The sequence below is a fragment of the Variovorax sp. LjRoot130 genome (assembly GCF_964253755.1).
In the GTDB taxonomy this organism is placed as follows: domain Bacteria; phylum Pseudomonadota; class Gammaproteobacteria; order Burkholderiales; family Burkholderiaceae_C; genus Variovorax.
Genome location: NZ_CAXURM020000002.1, coordinates 1355075 through 1372457, shown reverse-complemented (window position 1 = coordinate 1372457; position 17383 = coordinate 1355075). Strand labels below are relative to the sequence as shown.

Genomic DNA, 17383 nt, shown 5'->3' with positions numbered 1-17383 from the left:
GGCGCAAAGGAAATCGATGAGCGCGCGACGAACATCAGGCCATCCGGGACTTTCGATTCGAAGGAACATCATGAAAATTCTTCTCGCAGTGGATGGCAGCGACTACACGAAGCGCATGCTCTCCTACCTGACAGCGCACAAGGACGGGCTGGGCGCGGGTCACACCTATACGGTTTTCTATGCGGTTCTCCCGGTACCACACCGGGCTGCTGCCTTCGCGGGGCCCGAACTCGTTCATGGCTACTACGAAGATGACGCGCGACTGGTGTTTGAGCCGATTCGAGCGTTCCTTTCGGAGCACGGTATCGAGGCGGCCTTGGTTCACAAAGTGGGCCATCCGGCCGACGAGATCGCTGCGTACGCAGAAGCGGGAAAGTTCGATCTGCTGGTCATGGGATCGCACGGTGCCGGCGCGTTGAAGAATCTCGTGCTCGGCTCCGTCGCCACGAAGGTGTTGGCGCAATGCACGGTGCCGGTCTTGCTGGTGCGCTGAGATGCTGAGCAAGCCGTTCGCGCGCGGCGTCCTGGCGGCGACGCTCGGCGCACTGGCGTTACTGGGCACCACGCATGCATGGCCTCGCGACGGGCCCTGTCTTGACCCGTCCGACGCGCCGAGGCAGGGCGTCGACTTCGTGGCAGCGGTGGCACGCCAGGCACCGGCTGTGGTGAGCGTGCTGGCGATCGGGCAAGGCACAGAGTGGGGCGACAACGATGACAACGGGATGCTGGCCCGATCCCGACCGGGATCGGAGCGCGCATCTGCGTCGGGCATTGTCGTCAGCGCCGACGGGTACGTGCTGACCAGCGCGCACGTGGTGCTCGGGGCCCAGGAGACAGCGGTCCTCGTAGGCGGGCAGCGTCGTTGGCCGGCCGATGTCGTCGGGCTCGACCGACGCACCGATGTAGCGCTCCTGAAGATCGCCGCGACAAACCTGCCGGTCGCTGCCATCGGCAGCAGCGCGCGCCTCTGCGCCGGAGAATGGGTGGCAGCGCTGGGCGCGCCATTCGGATTCGAGCAAAGCGTGACCGCCGGCTTGGTGAGCGCCAATCCGCGCTTCCTGCCCGGCGGCACCGGCGAGCCCCTGATCCAGACCGACGTCGCGCTCAATCCCGGCAATTCGGGGGGGCCTCTTTTTAACAAGCGCGGCGAAGTCGTCGCGATGAACTCGATGATCTATTCCGCGAGCGGCGGGTATCTAGGGGTGTCGTTCAGCCTGCCGATTGACACGGCCATGCGGATCGCCGCCGAGCTCCGGTCGACGGGGCGCGTGACGCGCGGGCAGATTGGTGCCCGGACTCAGGCGCTCACCTCGGATCTTGCGCTCGCGTTCGGGCTCGACGCTGCGTTGGGGGCGCTGATCGTGCGTGTCGATGCCGGCGGACCGGCGGCGAATGCGGGCCTTCGCAGCGGTGACGTCGTGCTGGGCGTCGACACCAACACGGCGACGGCCTACCCGGAAATCCAGCAGCGCGTTGCGGCTGCCCGCCCCGGCGCTTCGATCACGCTGAGCATCTGGCGTCGCAAGGCGCCGCTAACGGTAAAGCTCACCGTTGCGCAAAGCGCACCCGATCTTCCGCAGCGCGTCGCCTCCCGGGACGGACGCGAGCCGCGCCTGGGACTCGACCTGGTCGAGCGCACAGCCAAGCAGACGGGCGGGCTGCTCGAGCCAGGACTCTATGTGAGATCCACTTCGGGATCCGCCCAGCGGGCAGGTCTTCGCTTCGGCGACGTGATCCTGGCTGTCAACGATGTCGGCGTCTCCGGGATCAGCGATCTGGACAGAGCGCTCGAATCGGTCCCGCAGGGCGAGACCGTGGCTCTGCTGATCCGGCGCGGTTCGATCACCACCTTCGTGCCGATGACGCCGCCCATCGGGCTCACGCGCTGAGCGCTTCGAGCCGGTCGATGAAAACGACCAGCCCCGAAAGGATGCTTTTGCGTGCTGCAGCCATCGTGAACCAAGCAGCCCGGTCTGCTTCCGCGAAGTTCTTGAAGTTGCCTGATCGCGGCGGCCATTCGAGCTCGAAGGTGTTGGATTCGAGCGCCTGCGGATCGCAATCGCCTTCGAAGGCCCAGGCCGATACCAGCTTGCCGCTGCGCTGGCCAGCCTCTCCCAGGCTCGCGTGGCGCGTGCCGGGCGTAAAGCCGGTCTCCTCGGTGAATTCCCGTTTGGCGGCGTCAAGGGCAGTCTCGACGCCACTGTCGTATTCGCCCTTCGGAAAGGACCAGGCACCCTCGTTGCGCCGCGGCCAGAATGGCCCACCGGGATGCACCAGCAGGACCTCGAGCACACCGTCATTGCGACGGTACATGAGCAATCCAGCACTTCGCTTCGCCATCTGCGCGCATTGGACCATGCGCTGGGACCTTGCGCAGGTCGAGGCGACCTTCATTTGATCTGCAGCAAGGCCGCGTCCCGAACTCTATGGGAGTCTAGAGCCTTCCAAGGATTTGTATGACTCACACCACCACCAGAATCATCCGCGACGAGCACTCGGCCCTGTCGGCCATGCTGCGTTCCGTCCTGTTGCTCTTGGCGCAGCATCGACGGCAAGGCACGCTGCCTGACTTCGGCGCGCTGCGGGCGATGCTGTTCTACGTCGACGAGTTTCCCGAGAAGCGGCACCACCGCAAGGAGTCGGAGTTGCTGTTTCCGAAGCTGCGTGCGCGGACACCGCTTTCGCGCGAACTGCTCGATCGCCTGGACGATGACCATGCGCGTGGCGAGCGAAGAATCCGCGAGGTCGAACACGCCTTGCTCGGCTTCGAGATGATCGGCGAGCCGCGCCGGCAGGCTTTCGAGGAGGCGGCAGAGCGCTATGTTGATTTCTATCTTGCTCACATGGCGATGGAAGAAAGGGAGATCCTGCCGTTGGCCGAACGGGTGCTCACTGACGACGATTGGGCAGACCTCGACGAGGCGTTCAGCACCAACCGCGATCCATTGACCGGATGCGAACCTGAAGCGGACTACCGCGCGCTCTTCACGCGCATTGTCAATGCAGTGCCTGCGCCGATCGGGTTGGGCGCAGCCAGCTGACGTCGTGCCTCGGTCAATGCGCCCGGAAGACGTCCGTCGCCGGGTGCGATGCGGGCTGGACCGCTTCGGGCGGAGAGCGCATTTCGATCGCGGACGTTGTGTCGGCGGTAGGCGATCGTGCCCCTGATTGCCCTGGCCCTCAGGTGGCCTTGCCGAACGTGGTGCTGGTGCAGTAGGGAGGTCGATGCGACCCAGGACGTCTTGCACGAGTCACCGGCTCTCGCGAGAGGAGGGCGTCAATTGCTCTTTCGCGAGTGCCTGGCCGCGCGGCCCCAGCGACGCGCAAGAGTCGTCAGATCGTCGGCCGCCGGAACTATCGCAAGCCCCAGCAGTACCAGGGCGAGAGGCACGGTCGAGACGTAGCCGACGTGCTTGAAGCCGACAGCGCCAAGCACACCGCCAACAAAGAAGAAAACAACGAGAAGCGTGAGAACGCGCAGGCGGTCTCGGTTGGCCAATACGCGCAGATGCGAAGGCGGGCCGGCGGCATTTCGATAGAACAACTTCCCAAGCTCGATGCCGATGTCGGTCACGATGCCGGTGAGGTGGGTGGTTCGAATTTCGGCGTGCGACAGCTTGGTGATCACCGCGTTCTGCAGTCCCATGATGAAACAGAGAAGCATCACCGTCACTGGAACAAAAAGGCCTCGCATATCGGACAGTCGGGCACCAAGGACGCCGAAGCAGATCAACAAAGAGGCCTCCGTCAACAGCGGCAGCGCGTACTCGCTGTGCATTCGGCGGCGCCGTGCGTAGTTGACCAGGACCGCTGAGCTCGCAGCGCCTGCGAGGAACGACAACAGCCCGCCCGCCCCGCTGAGCACCACGTCGTATACGCCCAGGACAAGGTTGTCGGCCATCGAAGAGACGATGCCCGTCATGTGAGAGGTGTACTGCTGGACGGCCAGGAACCCACCGGCATTGATGGCCCCGGCCACGAATGCCAATGCGAATCCCAGGTGGCGATTCGCATTCGCGGTTCGTTTTCGGCCTGTAAGGCGCCTTGCGTAGTTGATGGGCATTTCGATGGCGAAATCCAGATGTTACGCGTCCGGCAATAGATCCCGGTGGTAGCGAACGGAAGGTCCGCACAGATGTTGCATCAGGCCGCGCGATTGATATTCGTCAAGGAAGCCAGCAACTGCAGCGAGCATGCTCTTGGCGATTGCCACCGATTTTGCATTCGCATCGAAAGGAACTGAAATGAAGAAGATGATCCTCATCACCGCAGCGCTGATGTCGCTTGCCGGTTGTTCATCGTTCCCAGGGGCGGGAGCCAAAAAGGCGGATGAACACGCCGCACATCACCCCGCGAGCACCGCAGCGAAGGCCGACACCGCCAAGGTTGACGAGCAAATGAAGCTGATGCAGGACATGCATCAGAAGATGAAGGCCGCCAAGACGCCGGCAGAGCGTGCGGCGCTGATGAAGGACCACATGAGCGCGATGCAGGGCGGCATGACCATGATGAGCCAGATGAGGAGCGGCATGCCGAGGCAAGACGGTGGCAAGTCCTCGATGCCGGCGGAGCCGCCCATGCAGAAAGACATGATGGAGCGCCGCATGGACATGATGGAAATGATGATGCAGATGATGATGGACCGGGAAGCGGCGAAGCCGCCGGCAGCCAGGTAGCGTCCTCGGTCATGGAGGCGTGGAGATGGATACGCGAAACAACGAATCGCCGACATTCTGGCGCTCGCCCGGCGGAATCGCCCTGCTTGTCGTCGCGCTCGTCGGCGGCTTCTTCCTGTACGCCGAGCACCGGGCACATTTGCTCGGAGTGCTCCCATTGATTCTCGTGCTTGCCTGTCCGTTGATGCACGTCTTCATGCATCACGGGCACCGTCATGGCGGGCATTCTCGAGGCCGCAGCCCACGGGAGCCGGACAATGAACAGCGCCAACAATGACTACGGCCTCTGGGGCCTGGTATTGCTGAACTCCTTCATCTTCGTGGGGTTCGCCTACAGCTTCTTCAAGCCGACCACGCTTCGGGACTGGAGGAGCTTCGGTGCGTACTCGGCCTTCATCGTGGCGCTCTTTGCGGAGATGTACGGCTTCCCGCTGACGATTTTCCTGTTGTCCGGCTGGCTCGGCGCCAAGTTCCCCAATGTCAACCTGTTCGGGCACGAGGCAGGACACCTCTGGTGGCTGTTCACTGGCCAGCACGGCAATCCGCACAGCGGCGTGTTGCATATCCTGAGCTTCGTTGCCATCTTCGCCGGCTTCGCGCTGTTGTCCAAGGCGTGGCAGGTGTTGTATTACGCGCAGCGGCGACACGAACTCGCGACAGCCGGCCCATATTGCTTCATCCGGCATCCGCAGTACGTTGCGTTCGTTCTCATCATGTTCGGCTTTCTGCTTCAGTGGCCGACGGTGCTGACGCTCGCTATGTTCCCGGTCCTGGTCGTGATGTACGTTCGGCTGGCGATGTCCGAAGAGCGCGATTCGGAGCGCGAGTTCGGAGACCCATGGCGGGCATACGCGGCGGTGACACCGCGCTTTCTTCCCTCATGGGGGCGTGCTCGCCATCGGCATGCCTAGCGTTTCGCCTCGCATCAAGAGCGCCGAGCTGCTGTCTGGCATCGGCGCCACCGTCCTCGGACTGGGTCTGGGGTTGCTCGCGCCGATGCCGATGCAGCGATTCGCGCTGCCCTTGCTCGGCGCCGGCGTGCTGCTGCATGGCGCGGGTATGACGCTCAAGCATCGGCTGGAGATCGGCGAGCGCGAACCGCAGTGGTGGGAGCTCGCCGTGTTCTGGGCATGCTGGGCCGGCTTGCTGGCAACTCTCGGATCGGTGGCTTACCTGCTCGTTGCCCCGTCTTCGGGCTGAAGCAAGCACCGAGGGGCGGCTTGACCTTCCCCCCGTGGGAAGGCACAGACTGCATCAATTTCGCGGGAAAGAACATGCCATCGACCTCCGACACCTCAGCCGACCTTCACGCGCACCACCACGCGACGCATCAGGGCCATCGCGACCACGGGGTGCAGCCAGGCCGAGCGTCTTCTCCGTCGACGATGACGCCAAAGGCGAACGCCAAGGACGTCGAGTACACGTGTCCCATGCATCCGCAGGTGCGCCAGATGGGGCCGGGGAACTGTCCCATCTGCGGCATGGCGCTCGAGCCGGTGATGGCCACGTCCCAGACGGGCGATAGCCCCGAGTTGAGGGACATGACGCGTCGCTTCTGGGGTGGCCTGGTGCTCACCCTTCCGGTGTTTGTGCTGGAGATGGGCGCGCACTTGGTCGATATCCATCACCTGATCGGACAGCAGGCCTCGAACTGGGCGCAGCTTGTGTTCGGAACGCCCGTGGTGCTATGGGCCGGTTGGCCGTTCTTCGTGCGAGCGTGGCTCTCCGTCAAGAACCGGAGTCTGAACATGTTCACCCTGATCGCGCTCGGGACCGGCGTGGCCTGGGTCTACAGCATCGCAGGCACGCTCGCGCCCCAGCTGTATCCTTCGCAGTTCCGCCTGCCAGATGGTGCGGTGGCCATCTACTTCGAGGCCGCGGCGGTGATTACAGTGCTGGTGTTGCTGGGGCAGGTCCTGGAGCTGCGCGCTCGCGAGAAGACCTCGGGCGCCATTCGCGCCCTGCTCGAACTCGCACCCAAGACGGCCATTCGGGTGAAGCCGGATGGGTCCGACGAGACGGTTCAGCTCGACATCGTCCAGGTCGGTGAGCTGCTGCGCGTTCACCCGGGCGAGAAGGTGCCGGTCGACGGCGAGTTGACGCAGGGCCGGGGCACGGTCGACGAGTCGATGATCACCGGAGAGCCGATGCCGGTCGCAAAAGCGCCTGGCTCCAAGGTCACCGCGGGAACGCTCAACCAGACCGGCGGCTTCGTCATGCGCGCGCAGAAGGTGGGCGTCGATACGTTGCTCTCGCAGATCGTCCAAATGGTGGCTGCCGCGCAAAGAAGCCGCGCGCCGATCCAGCGCATGGCCGACCAGGTGGCAGGGGCGTTCGTGCCGGCGGTGATGGCGGTCGCTGTGCTGACGTTTGTCGCCTGGCTCGTCTGGGGTCCTAGCCCAGCCTTCTCCTACGCGCTCATCGCGGCGGTTGCGGTGCTCATCATTGCCTGTCCGTGTGCGCTGGGGCTGGCGACGCCAATGTCCATCATGGTGGGCGTGGGCCGCGGCGCGCAACAGGGCGTGCTCATCCGCGATGCCGAGGCGCTGGAGCGCATGGAGAAGGTCGACACGCTGGTGGTCGACAAGACCGGTACCTTGACCGAAGGTAGTCCGAAGGTAGTCCAGGTCGCGCCGGCCGCCGGGTTCGATGCGGCTGCGGTGATGCAGAAGCTCGCCAGCGTCGAGCGTGCGAGCGAACATCCGCTGGCCGCCGCCATCGTGGCCGAGGCGCGGGACCGCAAGCTGACGCTGTCGTCCGTCAGCGACTTCGACTCGCCCGTCGGCAAGGGCGTGGTCGGTGTCGTTGACGGTTCACGCGTGGTTTGCGGGAGCGCCAAGTTCCTCGCGGAGCAGGGCATCGATGTGGCCGCGCTGGCCGCGCAGGCAGAGTCCCAGCGTTCGAGGTCGGCGACGGTCATCTTCGTGGGACTCGATGGTCGTCTTGCCGGTTTCGTCGCCATCGCCGACCCCATCAAGGCCACAACCCCGCAGGCTCTCAAGGCCCTGCGCGATGCCGGCGTCCGTATCGTCATGCTGACCGGCGATGGCAAGACGACGGCGGAGGCTGTGGGGCGGGAGTTGGGTATCGACGAGGTCATCTCGGAGGTGTTCCCCGAGGACAAGGCGTCCGTTGTCCAGCGGCTGAAGGCGCAGGGCAGGGTGGTCGCGATGGCGGGGGACGGGGTCAACGACGCGCCCGCCCTGGCCGCAGCGGACGTAGGCATCGCGATGGGGACCGGCACCGACGTGGCAATGGAAAGTGCCGGCGTCACGCTGCTGAAAGGCGACTTGATGGGCATCGTTCGGGCTCGCCTGCTTTCGAAGGCGACGATGAGAAACATCCGCCAGAACCTCTTCTTGTCATTCGCCTACAACGTCGCCGGCATCCCGATCGCCGCCGGTGTTCTGTATCCGTTCTTCGGCCTGCTGTTGTCGCCGGTCGTGGCGGCGGCGGCGATGGCACTGTCATCGGTCAGCGTCATCGCCAACTCGCTGAGACTGCGAGCCGGAAAGGGCGACCGATGACGAAGTGAGCGAACTGGGCCAACCTTGCTCATGAACCGTGCCGCCTCATGGCACGCCGCAAGGGGACGGCGAGAGGCCGAATCTCCCAAGTGTCAAGCAGTTTGCCTGACGCAGATCATGGAGTTCGGCGCCGGGCTGGCTAGACTGCCCCTGGGTTCCACCGGATTTCGGAGGTTCAGTATGGCCAACCCGCTCGCGCTATGGCATGCCGAGCATGTCAACTTCTCCCGGCTCCTCGATGTGTTTGAAGAGCAGGTCACCAGGTTTCACGAAGGCGAAGATCCGGATGTCGACCTCATGCTCGAGATCGTCTCGTATCTGCGGGAGTTTGGGGACCGCTTTCACCATCCGCGCGAGGACGCCGCATTCGCGAGCCTGGTCATGCGCGATCCGTCGTTGCGCCTCCCAATCAATCGCCTGCTGCAGGAGCATCGCGCAATCGCCGCTGCCGGCGAAGAGCTTGTGACGCGACTGCAGGAGGTCGTCGCCGATGCTCTGATCCTGCGCGAGACCGTAGAAGCGGCGGCAGCACTCTACTTGGTTTACTACCGGCACCACCTTGCCACCGAGGAAAGGGACATCTTGCCGCGCGCGGCGCTTTTGCTCACAGCGCAGGACTGGGAGATCGTCGCGGGGGCGGTTCCATCCGGTTCGGATCCATTGTTCGGAGAAGCGCCGAGTCCGACCTATGGGAGGCTGCGCGAGTTGCTGGCGGCAAGATAACCGGCGCCTCGATCCGGCGGCAAAGCTCCCTCGGGCACCCGAACAGCGTCGCTCGCAAAGCCCGAAGCCTCTGTCTTCGAGCACAGGGGGCGATCGGCGGCGACGCCCGGAACGGCCGCAGCAGCGCAAGACCTTGTCCTGGCGCAAGGTCAGTATTCACCGCACGGGGGACACTGCTTCATGGATCAAAGCACGCGAGTCCACGTCGCAAGGCCACACCCGCTGCTGAACGACGCGCAGGGTTTCGCGACCGCGATACTGTTGGTCGCCCTGGGGCTGGCCATGCTTCGCAGCGCCCAACTGTTGACCGGCGGCATTCCTGGTCTGGCCTTCCTGATGAGCTATGCGACAAGCTGGCCTCTCGGCTGGACCTTGCTCATCGTGAACCTGCCGTTCATCGCATTCGCCTGGCGCGTATTCGGAGCGCGATTCACCTGGAAAACCATCATCGTCGTCGCCGGTTTGTCGCTCGGCGTCGAAGGAATGGGCAGGGCTCTCAGCGTGCACTCGGCGCACCCGCTGTTCGCAGCGATCGTCGGTGGTTTGCTGATCGGTGTCGGTTTGCTGGTGCTGTTCCGTCATGGTGCCAGCCTGGGTGGATTTGGCGTGCTGGCACTGTTTCTGCAGCGGCGGCGTGGATGGCGCGCGGGCACGGTGCAAATGGTGTGTGATGCCGCGATCGTTGCGGCGGCATTCGCTCTCGTTGAACCGAGCCGTGTCGTCTATTCCATCGTGTCGGCAGTGATGGTGAATCTGGTTTTGGTGTGGAATCATCGACCGGGCGAACAAGGTCTGCCGCCACGGAGCTCACCCGCGCCACGCGAAGCGCCGTTCGGCCAGGCTCATGCGGACAAGGCTCACGCCGTCGGTGATGCGTCCGGGACCGGCATACGCCATCACTTGGCGCAGGACTCGCGGCCCGGCTCGGGCAACCGGCCCTACCAAGGCGCCAGCCCACGAGTACGGAGGTCGCTGAGAGGTGCTGCAGGTGATGTGGGCGAATCGATTGATCAGTCGTTGAGCCACATCAAGGGGCCACTCGCCAGGCGCCGGTAGCCTTGTGTCTTCAGTATCAAAGGAGATCACATGGCTGCCCTGGATCGATCCGACGCACTCTCGCTCGACTTGCCCTTCATGGACCAGGCGTGTAAGGAGTTCTTCGGGCTCTTGGCGCTGGTTGACAAGGCTGACAACGCGCAGCTGCCATCGGCCTGGCGCGACCTGGTGGAGTGCGCCGCCGAGAATTTTGCGCGCGAAGACATCTGGATGCGAACGACCGGTTACGCATCGCGCAAGGAGCACGCGATCCAGCACCGCGTGGTGCTGGGGGTCATGCGCGAAGGTGCGTTGCAGGCCGAGGAAGGAAGGCTGCTGCAGGTGCGGGAGATGGCGCATCAGTTGAGAGACTGGTATGTCAAGCATGTGCAGACAATGGACGCCGCGCTGGCCCTCCACTTGCGCAGCGCACGATTCGAACCCGCGCCCGCCGACGTGCCGGCGCAGGCCTCGCTTCCCGTGTGGTCCGCGCTGCGTGCCGCCGTGGAGCACGGTGCGACGCATTGAGCGCTAGGGAGCCGCTCCGGGCAACTGCAGGCCGCCCTGGCCTGTGAGGCGCGCAGTGATCGCCGCCTTCAGCGGTGGCAGATGCTGGGCCGCGCGAAGGATCAGCTGACGTGCGAAGCGCTGCGGTGCGCCGGTGCTGGCATAGAGCTTCGCCACGGCATTCGTGCCGTGGTAGATCAGGGCCGAATCGCGACGATGCCTGCGTTCGTAGCCCGCCAGAACCGCGGCGGCGCCGATGTCCTGGTTGGCGGCGCGGGCTGCGCAGAGTGCGTGTGTGAGAGAGGTGATGCTTTGCAATCCTAGGTTGTAGCCGTGGGCCGTGACCGGATGCATGCCGACGGCCGCGTCGCCGACCAGCGCGCTGCGCAGGGCCGCAAAGCGGCGGGCATACGCGGCAACGAGCGGGTAGGCGAAGCGCCGCCCGAGCAGTTGCATGCGGCCCAGCCGGCCGCGGAACTGGCGCTCCACCAGGGTCGCGAACGCACGTTCGGGCAATGCCAACAGCTGCGCCGCCGCGGCGGCGTCGGTGGTCACCACGACCGACGAGACATGGCCCGCAGCGGGCAGCACCGCGAGCGTGCGTTCGTAGCCGAAGCACTCATACGCGACGTCGTCATGTGGCAGGTCGTGCTGCATCCGGCACACGATCATGGTGCGGCCGAAGTCATGCATGTCGGCCGCGATGCCGAGCTGCCGGCGGGACCAGGAGAATCGGCTGTCCGCCGCGACGAGCAGGCGGCCGCGCAGATGGTGCGGCGCGCACGGTGAGGTGCCGAACTCAAGTTCCGCGTGCGTGGACAAGGTGCCGATGCGCAGCGCCTGCGCGCTATCCATCAGACGCAGTCCCGGGCGCTGTGCCGCAGCTGCAAAACTGACGCGGCGCAGTGCATGGTTCGGCACGATCCAGCCCAGAGCGTCGGCGCCGTGGCCGTGCGCGTTGAAGGACAGCGCCGAGCGCTGCCGATCGCCATCCATGACGCGCGCTTCCCGGATGCGCCCGATTTCTTCGGGCAAGAGGCGCTGCCAAAGTCCCAGTGCGCGCAACGTGGCCACGCTGGCGTGGGTCAGCGCGATGTCGCGTCCGTCCTCGGCCGGGGCGGCCAGGGCCTCGCGCGGCTGGGCGTCCAGCACGGTAGCGGTGAAGCCGGCGTCGGCCAGGGCAATGGCCAAAGCCAGCCCGGTCGGACCGGCGCCGACGATGAGGACGTCACGATCCTGCTGCATTCAGTTTCCTCCGTGGATGAGGAGCCGGATTGTGGGCGGCGCAGCAGCGCTCACCTTGACGGAGGTCAAGGGTTGGCGAAACGGGCCTTGGCGCCCGAAAGTTCAACACGCGGCGCTTCAGGTCGAGCGCCGTGGGCGAGGGCGAGTTTGGCTGCAATGCTCCAGCGTTCAGCGGGCCAGCCTGAACTGACAGGCGTGGCACCGGATGGCCGCCGGTTCGATCAGCATGCGTTCGCGCGCGATGACACGCTCGCAATCGAGGCAAAGCGCGTAGAGGCCCAGGGAGATGCGTTGGAGTGCCTGTTCGATATCCTGCAGCGTCGGCCGACGAACCTTGACGGCAGCGAAGGCCGTGACATTGCCGACTTCCCCAGCCGACGAAGGGCAGGGCTCGGAAGCCTGCGCGTCGGGCGCATGCTCGGCGCGGCCGTCGTGCAGCTGGGCGCGTTCGCTGAGCGCCCACCGCTTCAGGATGTCCAGACGCTCGATGAAGGACTGCAGATCTTCCGGCTTCATGTGGTTCATGCTGGCGGCTCGGGATGAGGTTGACTGGCCGCCAGTATCCGGATGTCCATTCGCCCGGGATTTGATCCGCGTCAAATTCCGCGTCGCCCAAAACTCCGCGCAGCTGCCAGCGGGCGACCTTGTCCGTATCTGGCCTGACGGCGTGTGACAGCCGTTGGCCCAGGAGCAGCCCTCGGATTCTCACCTCCCAAGCTTTCCGAAAATCCGGCGGATAACCGCGTCTGCATCCGCGTCGAAGCAGCGCCCATGACTGAGCAAGATGCGGCGAGGCCGCCATGCGTGAAGTTTCGCGATGGCCGCAGCTGCCTTTTTTCGCTGCAACAACAGCGGCAGGCGCATCCCGAAGAACACCTGCCCGCGTGGGTAGTACATCCCGCTCATCCTCGTCAACGTTCGCCAAGGCTCGTCCATCTTGTCCAACTCGATGTTGATGATGGCGTCCGTCACGATGAGAGATTCTGATTCCCGGTGGAAGAAGATGAATTCCTTGAAGTAGCCACCCGGAAACAGCGTTTGGTCCAGTTCGTTCCGCCATTCGCCCGGCGGGTCCAGATCGAGGTCTCTCCCGAAACGGATCTCCACGCGCCGCGCTCTGCTCCTTCTGCGTACGCCCGGCGACGCCCATGCGACGGCATCCGGAAAGGCGTTCAACCACTCCCCAATGTGGGCATAGTGGAACTGGTTGGGGGAGATCAGATACCGGACAGTCCCGAGGTGCTCAAGCTCGTCTGCAAGCTTGCGATCGAACTTCGTCGGCGAGTGAAGGAAAAGATCGCCGTTCGAGAGGCGCACCACCGTCATGCGGGTGGTGAACGGTAGCGGCAGCCTGACGCCAGCCACGGTCAGGTATTCAAAGGGCCCGTCGACAACTCCGATGTTTGCCGCCACAGGCTTGTACACATTGATCGGCTCGTAAAGTGCTGCGCTCATGTTGCCGTCTCGGATACATCCTGCACGATTCTGGCAGCGCTTGACCCTGCCGACCTTCTTTGGGGCCCTAAGCCGCCGTACATGGCCGTTGGACGGCCCGCATACACGAAGGTCCGCAGGCGCGACACGGGAATGTTCGAATGTTCGGTGGCGCGCCGCGTGAAGATCCCGTGGCGCGCGGGCCCAAGCACCACACCGGATCAAGCACTTTCAGGACCGCTGAGCGAGTGCAAAGGGCCATGAGCGGACCCTCGGCTCGGGCTCCAACCTCCGCCCCTCGACGATGCTCTGCTGTCGAAGAATTACCCTTCGGAGCCGAATGAGCTACGCACTGCGAATATGGGAAGACCCGCAGCCGGCGCATCGTCGCCCGACATAAAGAGCACGCGACGTCCGCCGCTCGTGCGGGTCGGCGGCCATCATCTCCACCAAGTCGCGAAAGCTCAGCTTGAACCGCAGGTACCAGGGCTGGCCTTTGAACAGTTCGTCCATGCTCTGCAACCGCTGCGCCATCGACTCGCCACCGCAGGGGCGATTTGCACCGGGTGGTCGCGGGCCTGGCCTCGGCCGGCAGTGGGGTGATGCAGACCAGCAGCGCGGCGGCCTGCTCCTTGCGGGGTCGAGCTGCCTGACTACAATTTATAAGCCTACAGCCAAAACGCACGCACCGTTCCCGGCACAGCGCCCGGCCGAGAGCACGTGGCGGCGGGAGAACCGCGCAGGAAGGCCGTAGGGGTGTTTTTCAGGGGGCGGCCGGCCTGACTGGGAGAGCATCATGACGACAACGATTTCGAAACAGGTCTGCTTCCAGCTCGACAGCCGATTGACCGCGGCTGAAGCCGCGCTGGCGGCTGACGGCATAGCATGCCCAGTTCTCGTGGCGGTCGTTGCGGAGTTTCGGCGGAAGTTCGCGAAAACGCGGCCCGCGGTGGAAGGCGCCCCTGCCCCCGGCCAACGCGAGGCCGTATTCGAGCTTGAGCAGGCGGCCGATAGCGCCAAGTGGGCGGCTTTGGCCGACCCGGGTGCGTCCGAGCAGATTAAGCTGGCGGTCGTCGCCGCGCACGACTCGATCTGCTGGTTCAAGGCGACCGGCTGCCTGCTCGACCGGGAGTACGCCGAACAAGACCCGCTCGCCTGCGAACCTGAAGCGTCGTGGGTCGCTGTCGATCGGCGCCGAGGACGCAACCCCGAGGCGTGCGCATCAAGGACTTGGAGCAGATCTACCAGGTCACTTTGAACCCGCTGCGCAACACAGTTTGAATCTTCGGGCGGTTTCTTCACCCACTTTGAATTTCCCCGGTCGCAGAAACGGGTCACAAGGCTCCGACGGTCAGGCCGCAAACAGCCGGTTAGGCCCGCCGGCGCCGTCGAGGATGCGGCAGGATGCGGCCCAGCGGACCTCCGCCGGCAACCTTCACCATGAGCTTGCAATGAAGAATATCCAGGTCATCGACGGCGCCGTGAATTGCGTCTACGACATCCTTGCCGCGACTGACGAGGAGTTCTCGCTCATTTTCCCGGCTGGACAGGACGTCGCGTTCATCGATGAGGTCTACGAACGCAGGCTTGATGAAGCAACGCTCAACAGCGCGTTCAAAGCGCTATGGACACGGCGTGTAGTCAAAGCACAAGCCATGGAAATTCATGGCTTGCTGTTCTACCAATTGGACGAGAAGAAGCCGTATTACCCAAGTAGGCGAGATGAGGAAGCAGTAAACTCGGGCGGCTCCAGACTTCGATAGATGCACATGCCGGCAGCGCGCATGGCTGGCTGGCTGGCAGAAAGCTCTTCGGCAGAATGCGGCCATCACCTGGCCATCACCAGCCATTCAATGTTGATGCCAAAAAGCAGTCGCTCAACGCCGCTCTCGACCCATTGCTGCTGTTAGCAAATTTCGAGTCGAACGCCCGCTTGACATTTTCGAGACCGGCCATTGCCACCCGGTTTCCGCAGGGGGCACGCCGTTGGCTCCACGCGCGCCCACGCAGCACGATGCCTTGACATGGCTTTCGAGGCGAGCGCACGATGTGGCCTCCTTCGATACAGCAGGAGGAAGGCATGTCACAGCTTCCACGGCTTACGCGCGGATCGGCGTTCCTCGGCGCGGCGGTGCTGGGCCTAGTGCTCGCTGGCGCGCCCGATGCGGCGCGCGCGCAGGTGCTGATCAGCGGTTTGAGCCTCAACCCCGACGGCGGAAACCCGAACGACCCGCTCGCCGTCACCGCGTGCAACGGCGCGCCGCAGCTCGGCGTCGTCTATCGCAACAGCGAGACTGAACCCCACCTCGCGGTCAACCCGACCAATCCGAGCAACATGATCGCCGGCTGGCACCAGGACCGCTGGAGCACGGGCGGCGCACAAAGCCTCGGCGCCGCGTATACGTTCAATGGCGGGGCGACCTGGCAGCAGGTGGTCATTCCGTTCACGCGCTGCTCCGGCGCGATGCCCGGCTCGGCCGGCGATTATGAACGCGGCAGCGATCCGTGGATCAGCTTCAGCCCGAACGGCACCGCGCACTACATGGCGCTGGTCGAGAAGACGTCGGTCAACGAGAACGCGATGGTCGTCGCCCGTTCGACCGACGGCGGCGCGACGTGGTCGCCGCCCGTCGTCATCGCGCGCAACCCGGCGCAGGATCGCGGGCGCTCATTGTTCAACGACAAGAACACGCTCACCGCCGATCCGTTCGATTCGCGACTCGTATACGCGACGTGGACGCTGTTCCGCACCGGGGTCGTGTCGCTCGTGTTCGCGCGCTCGACCGACGGCGGGCAAACGTGGTCGCCGGCGATCCCGATCGCCACGATGGGCAACGCGGCGCCTGCTGAGCAGGCCGTGTTTCGCCAAGGCGCGCAGATCGTCGTGCTGCCGAACCGCACGCTGGTCAACGCGTTCTTCCGCATCCTCTTCGACCGGGCTGCGGGTCGCGTCACGTTCGAGCAGTCGATCCTTCGCTCGGTCGACCAGGGGAAGCATTGGACGCGCGTCGACGCGCGCGTCGCCTCGTTTGCGAGCGTCACCGCGGTCGACCCGGAACTCGGCATCCCGATTCGCGATGCGCAGGAGTTGCCGATCATCGCGGTCAACCGCGCGACCGGTCAGATCTACATGACGTGGCAGGATGGCAACGCCAACACCCAAGGCGGCGCCGGCATCGTAGTCGCGCGCTCGAGCGACGGCGGCGCCACGTGGTCGACGCCGGTGCGCGTCAACCAGGGGACGGCCGCCGGCGTGCAGGCGTTCCTGCCGATCGTTGCGGTCAATGCGCAAGGCCGGGTCGGCGTGCTCTTCTACGACTGGCGCAACGACGTGCTCGGCGACCCGGGGTTGAGCACAGACGTGTGGTTGTCGCTGTTCGACGCCGACCTGAACTACCTCGGCGAGCGGCGGCTCACGCCGCAATCGTTCGACATGCGGCAGATGGTGATCACCGGTCAGCGCGGCTTCTTCCCCGGCGACTACGTCGGGCTTTCGACCGTCAGCACCGATTTCGTCGCCGCCTTCACCGTTGCCAACAACCTAGGTCTGCCGGTCGTCTTCCCGCAGAACAACAATGGCGTGTTCGTCGACAGCCACGACCGCCAGAGCATCGTTTTCATCCGGCAGCCCTGACGATGGCCGTGTGCGAGCGGTTCCGGCGGTGCTTGCGATTGGGCGTCGCGGCGGCGGACCCGAGTCGTGGATCGGGCGCAAGCATCGCGGCGCGCTCGAGATGGACGATCTGCGCGCACAGACCCTTCGCGGCGCTGAACAGGCCGAGCTGGGTGTCGATGAGGGCCTCTGCGTTGAGCGCGCGGATGGCATCCGTTGCAGGGCTGCAGAGCTGACGATCGACCAGCTTTCGTGTTGTCGCCCACGGCCCACGATGCAGGTCCGCCCTGGAGAAATTCCCACGCCCTACGTCGACGTATGTCTGCTGCACTCGGGCAGCGGTCGTTGCCTGCGGCGCCTTCGGAGCACACGGATGTCTCTTGATGGCCGGGATGGTGAGTTCGAGGCGCGGCGGCGAACGGCAGCCGTCGCTGCGAAGCGGTAGTTCAAGGCGGCAGCTCGTAAGACGGCAGAGGGCCCCAACCGGCTGTTCGCGCCCGGCCGCCGTCAGTTCGTGACCGGCTCGCGCGACACGGAAAATTCAAAGATGGGTGAAAAACCCGCCCGAAGATTCAAGCTGTGTTGCGCAGCGGGTTCAAAGTAGCTTGGCAGATCTGCGCCTA

At 64.7% G+C, this 17383-nt stretch carries 20 protein-coding genes and 1 pseudogene; 14 read left to right on the top strand and 7 right to left on the bottom strand.

Features of this window, described 5'->3' with window-relative positions; genetic code table 11:
* The first annotated feature begins 70 nt into the window (after nt 1-70).
* Both ACSQ86_RS36370 and ACSQ86_RS36365 read left to right on the top strand, forming a co-directional pair.
* The gene (locus tag ACSQ86_RS36370; RefSeq protein WP_436310839.1) at nt 71-493 is read left to right on the top strand and encodes a universal stress protein; all 423 of its coding nucleotides are present in this window, start codon (nt 71-73) and stop codon (nt 491-493) included.
* Between the two features lies 1 nt (nt 494).
* Nucleotides 495-1889 (top strand): trypsin-like peptidase domain-containing protein, encoded by a 1395-nt coding sequence (locus ACSQ86_RS36365; protein WP_436310838.1) that lies wholly within the window; start codon nt 495-497, stop codon nt 1887-1889.
* Here ACSQ86_RS36365 and ACSQ86_RS36360 read toward each other — a convergent pair.
* Complete coding sequence (locus tag ACSQ86_RS36360) at nt 1879-2340, bottom strand: NUDIX domain-containing protein (protein ID WP_436310837.1); 462 nt, start codon at nt 2338-2340, stop codon at nt 1879-1881. The genes ACSQ86_RS36365 and ACSQ86_RS36360 overlap by 11 nt on opposite strands.
* A 116-nt stretch (nt 2341-2456) precedes the next feature.
* Here ACSQ86_RS36360 and ACSQ86_RS36355 point away from each other — a divergent pair, with 116 nt between their 5' ends.
* On the top strand, nt 2457-3041 hold the full coding sequence (locus tag ACSQ86_RS36355) for a hemerythrin domain-containing protein (protein WP_436310836.1): 585 nt from the start codon (nt 2457-2459) through the stop codon (nt 3039-3041).
* A 236-nt stretch (nt 3042-3277) separates the two neighbouring features.
* Here ACSQ86_RS36355 and ACSQ86_RS36350 read toward each other — a convergent pair whose 3' ends face one another.
* Nucleotides 3278-4063: a YoaK family protein gene (locus ACSQ86_RS36350; protein WP_436306409.1), complete on the bottom strand. Its 786-nt coding sequence runs from the start codon at nt 4061-4063 to the stop codon at nt 3278-3280.
* A 181-nt stretch (nt 4064-4244) separates the two neighbouring features.
* Here ACSQ86_RS36350 and ACSQ86_RS36345 point away from each other — a divergent pair, with 181 nt between their 5' ends.
* The 8 genes from ACSQ86_RS36345 to ACSQ86_RS36310 all read left to right on the top strand — a co-directional run bounded on the left by ACSQ86_RS36345 (nt 4245) and on the right by ACSQ86_RS36310 (nt 10489).
* Complete coding sequence (locus ACSQ86_RS36345) at nt 4245-4676, top strand: hypothetical protein (protein WP_436306411.1); 432 nt, start codon at nt 4245-4247, stop codon at nt 4674-4676.
* Between the two features lie 25 nt (nt 4677-4701).
* Entirely contained in the window at nt 4702-4953 is a 252-nt protein-coding gene (locus ACSQ86_RS36340; protein WP_436306412.1) for a DUF2933 domain-containing protein, read from the top strand.
* Complete coding sequence (locus ACSQ86_RS36335; protein WP_436294623.1) at nt 4934-5587, top strand: methyltransferase family protein; 654 nt, start codon at nt 4934-4936, stop codon at nt 5585-5587. The genes ACSQ86_RS36340 and ACSQ86_RS36335 overlap by 20 nt, the downstream gene beginning before the upstream one ends.
* Nucleotides 5580-5876 carry a hypothetical protein gene (locus ACSQ86_RS36330; RefSeq protein WP_436306413.1) on the top strand — a complete coding sequence of 99 codons (297 nt, stop codon included), beginning with the start codon at nt 5580-5582 and terminating at the stop codon, nt 5874-5876. The genes ACSQ86_RS36335 and ACSQ86_RS36330 overlap by 8 nt, the downstream gene beginning before the upstream one ends.
* A 74-nt stretch (nt 5877-5950) precedes the next feature.
* On the top strand, nt 5951-8203 hold the full coding sequence (locus ACSQ86_RS36325) for a copper-transporting P-type ATPase (protein ID WP_436310835.1): 2253 nt from the start codon (nt 5951-5953) through the stop codon (nt 8201-8203).
* A gap of 180 nt (nt 8204-8383) precedes the next feature.
* Entirely contained in the window at nt 8384-8926 is a 543-nt protein-coding gene (locus ACSQ86_RS36320; protein ID WP_436310834.1) for a hemerythrin domain-containing protein, read from the top strand.
* A gap of 180 nt (nt 8927-9106) precedes the next feature.
* Nucleotides 9107-9982, top strand: coding sequence for a YitT family protein (locus tag ACSQ86_RS36315; RefSeq protein WP_436306415.1), 876 nt, complete (start codon nt 9107-9109; stop codon nt 9980-9982).
* A 30-nt stretch (nt 9983-10012) separates the two neighbouring features.
* Entirely contained in the window at nt 10013-10489 is a 477-nt protein-coding gene (locus ACSQ86_RS36310) for a bacteriohemerythrin (protein ID WP_436306416.1), read from the top strand.
* A gap of 3 nt (nt 10490-10492) precedes the next feature.
* On the opposite strand, the gene ubiM is transcribed toward ACSQ86_RS36310, so the two are convergent.
* From ubiM to ACSQ86_RS36290, 4 genes and pseudogenes are all read right to left on the bottom strand, one after another.
* A complete protein-coding gene (gene ubiM, locus ACSQ86_RS36305; RefSeq protein WP_436306417.1) occupies nt 10493-11713 on the bottom strand; it encodes a 5-demethoxyubiquinol-8 5-hydroxylase UbiM in 1221 nt (406 codons plus the stop codon).
* Nucleotides 11714-11881: 168 nt separating this feature from the next.
* Entirely contained in the window at nt 11882-12238 is a 357-nt protein-coding gene (locus ACSQ86_RS36300) for a TraR/DksA family transcriptional regulator (protein ID WP_139191759.1), read from the bottom strand.
* A 180-nt stretch (nt 12239-12418) separates the two neighbouring features.
* Nucleotides 12419-13168, bottom strand: a complete 750-nt coding sequence (locus ACSQ86_RS36295; RefSeq protein WP_436310833.1) for a hypothetical protein — start codon at nt 13166-13168, stop codon at nt 12419-12421.
* Nucleotides 13169-13582: 414 nt separating this feature from the next.
* Nucleotides 13583-13681: pseudogene (locus ACSQ86_RS36290) on the bottom strand (IS6 family transposase); the annotation flags it as partial.
* A gap of 262 nt (nt 13682-13943) precedes the next feature.
* On the opposite strand from ACSQ86_RS36290, the gene ACSQ86_RS36285 reads away from it, so the two are divergent.
* The 3 genes from ACSQ86_RS36285 to ACSQ86_RS36275 all read left to right on the top strand — a co-directional run bounded on the left by ACSQ86_RS36285 (nt 13944) and on the right by ACSQ86_RS36275 (nt 16781).
* Nucleotides 13944-14405, top strand: a complete 462-nt coding sequence (locus ACSQ86_RS36285) for a hypothetical protein (protein WP_436310832.1) — start codon at nt 13944-13946, stop codon at nt 14403-14405.
* Between the two features lie 193 nt (nt 14406-14598).
* Nucleotides 14599-14910 carry a hypothetical protein gene (locus tag ACSQ86_RS36280; RefSeq protein ID WP_436310831.1) on the top strand — a complete coding sequence of 104 codons (312 nt, stop codon included), beginning with the start codon at nt 14599-14601 and terminating at the stop codon, nt 14908-14910.
* Nucleotides 14911-15227: 317 nt separating this feature from the next.
* Complete coding sequence (locus tag ACSQ86_RS36275; RefSeq protein ID WP_436310830.1) at nt 15228-16781, top strand: sialidase family protein; 1554 nt, start codon at nt 15228-15230, stop codon at nt 16779-16781.
* Here ACSQ86_RS36275 and ACSQ86_RS36270 read toward each other — a convergent pair.
* Nucleotides 16765-17091 carry a hypothetical protein gene (locus ACSQ86_RS36270; protein WP_436306421.1) on the bottom strand — a complete coding sequence of 109 codons (327 nt, stop codon included), beginning with the start codon at nt 17089-17091 and terminating at the stop codon, nt 16765-16767. The two genes, ACSQ86_RS36275 and ACSQ86_RS36270, sit on opposite strands and share 17 nt — an antisense overlap.
* Nucleotides 17092-17383: the final 292 nt, after the last annotated feature.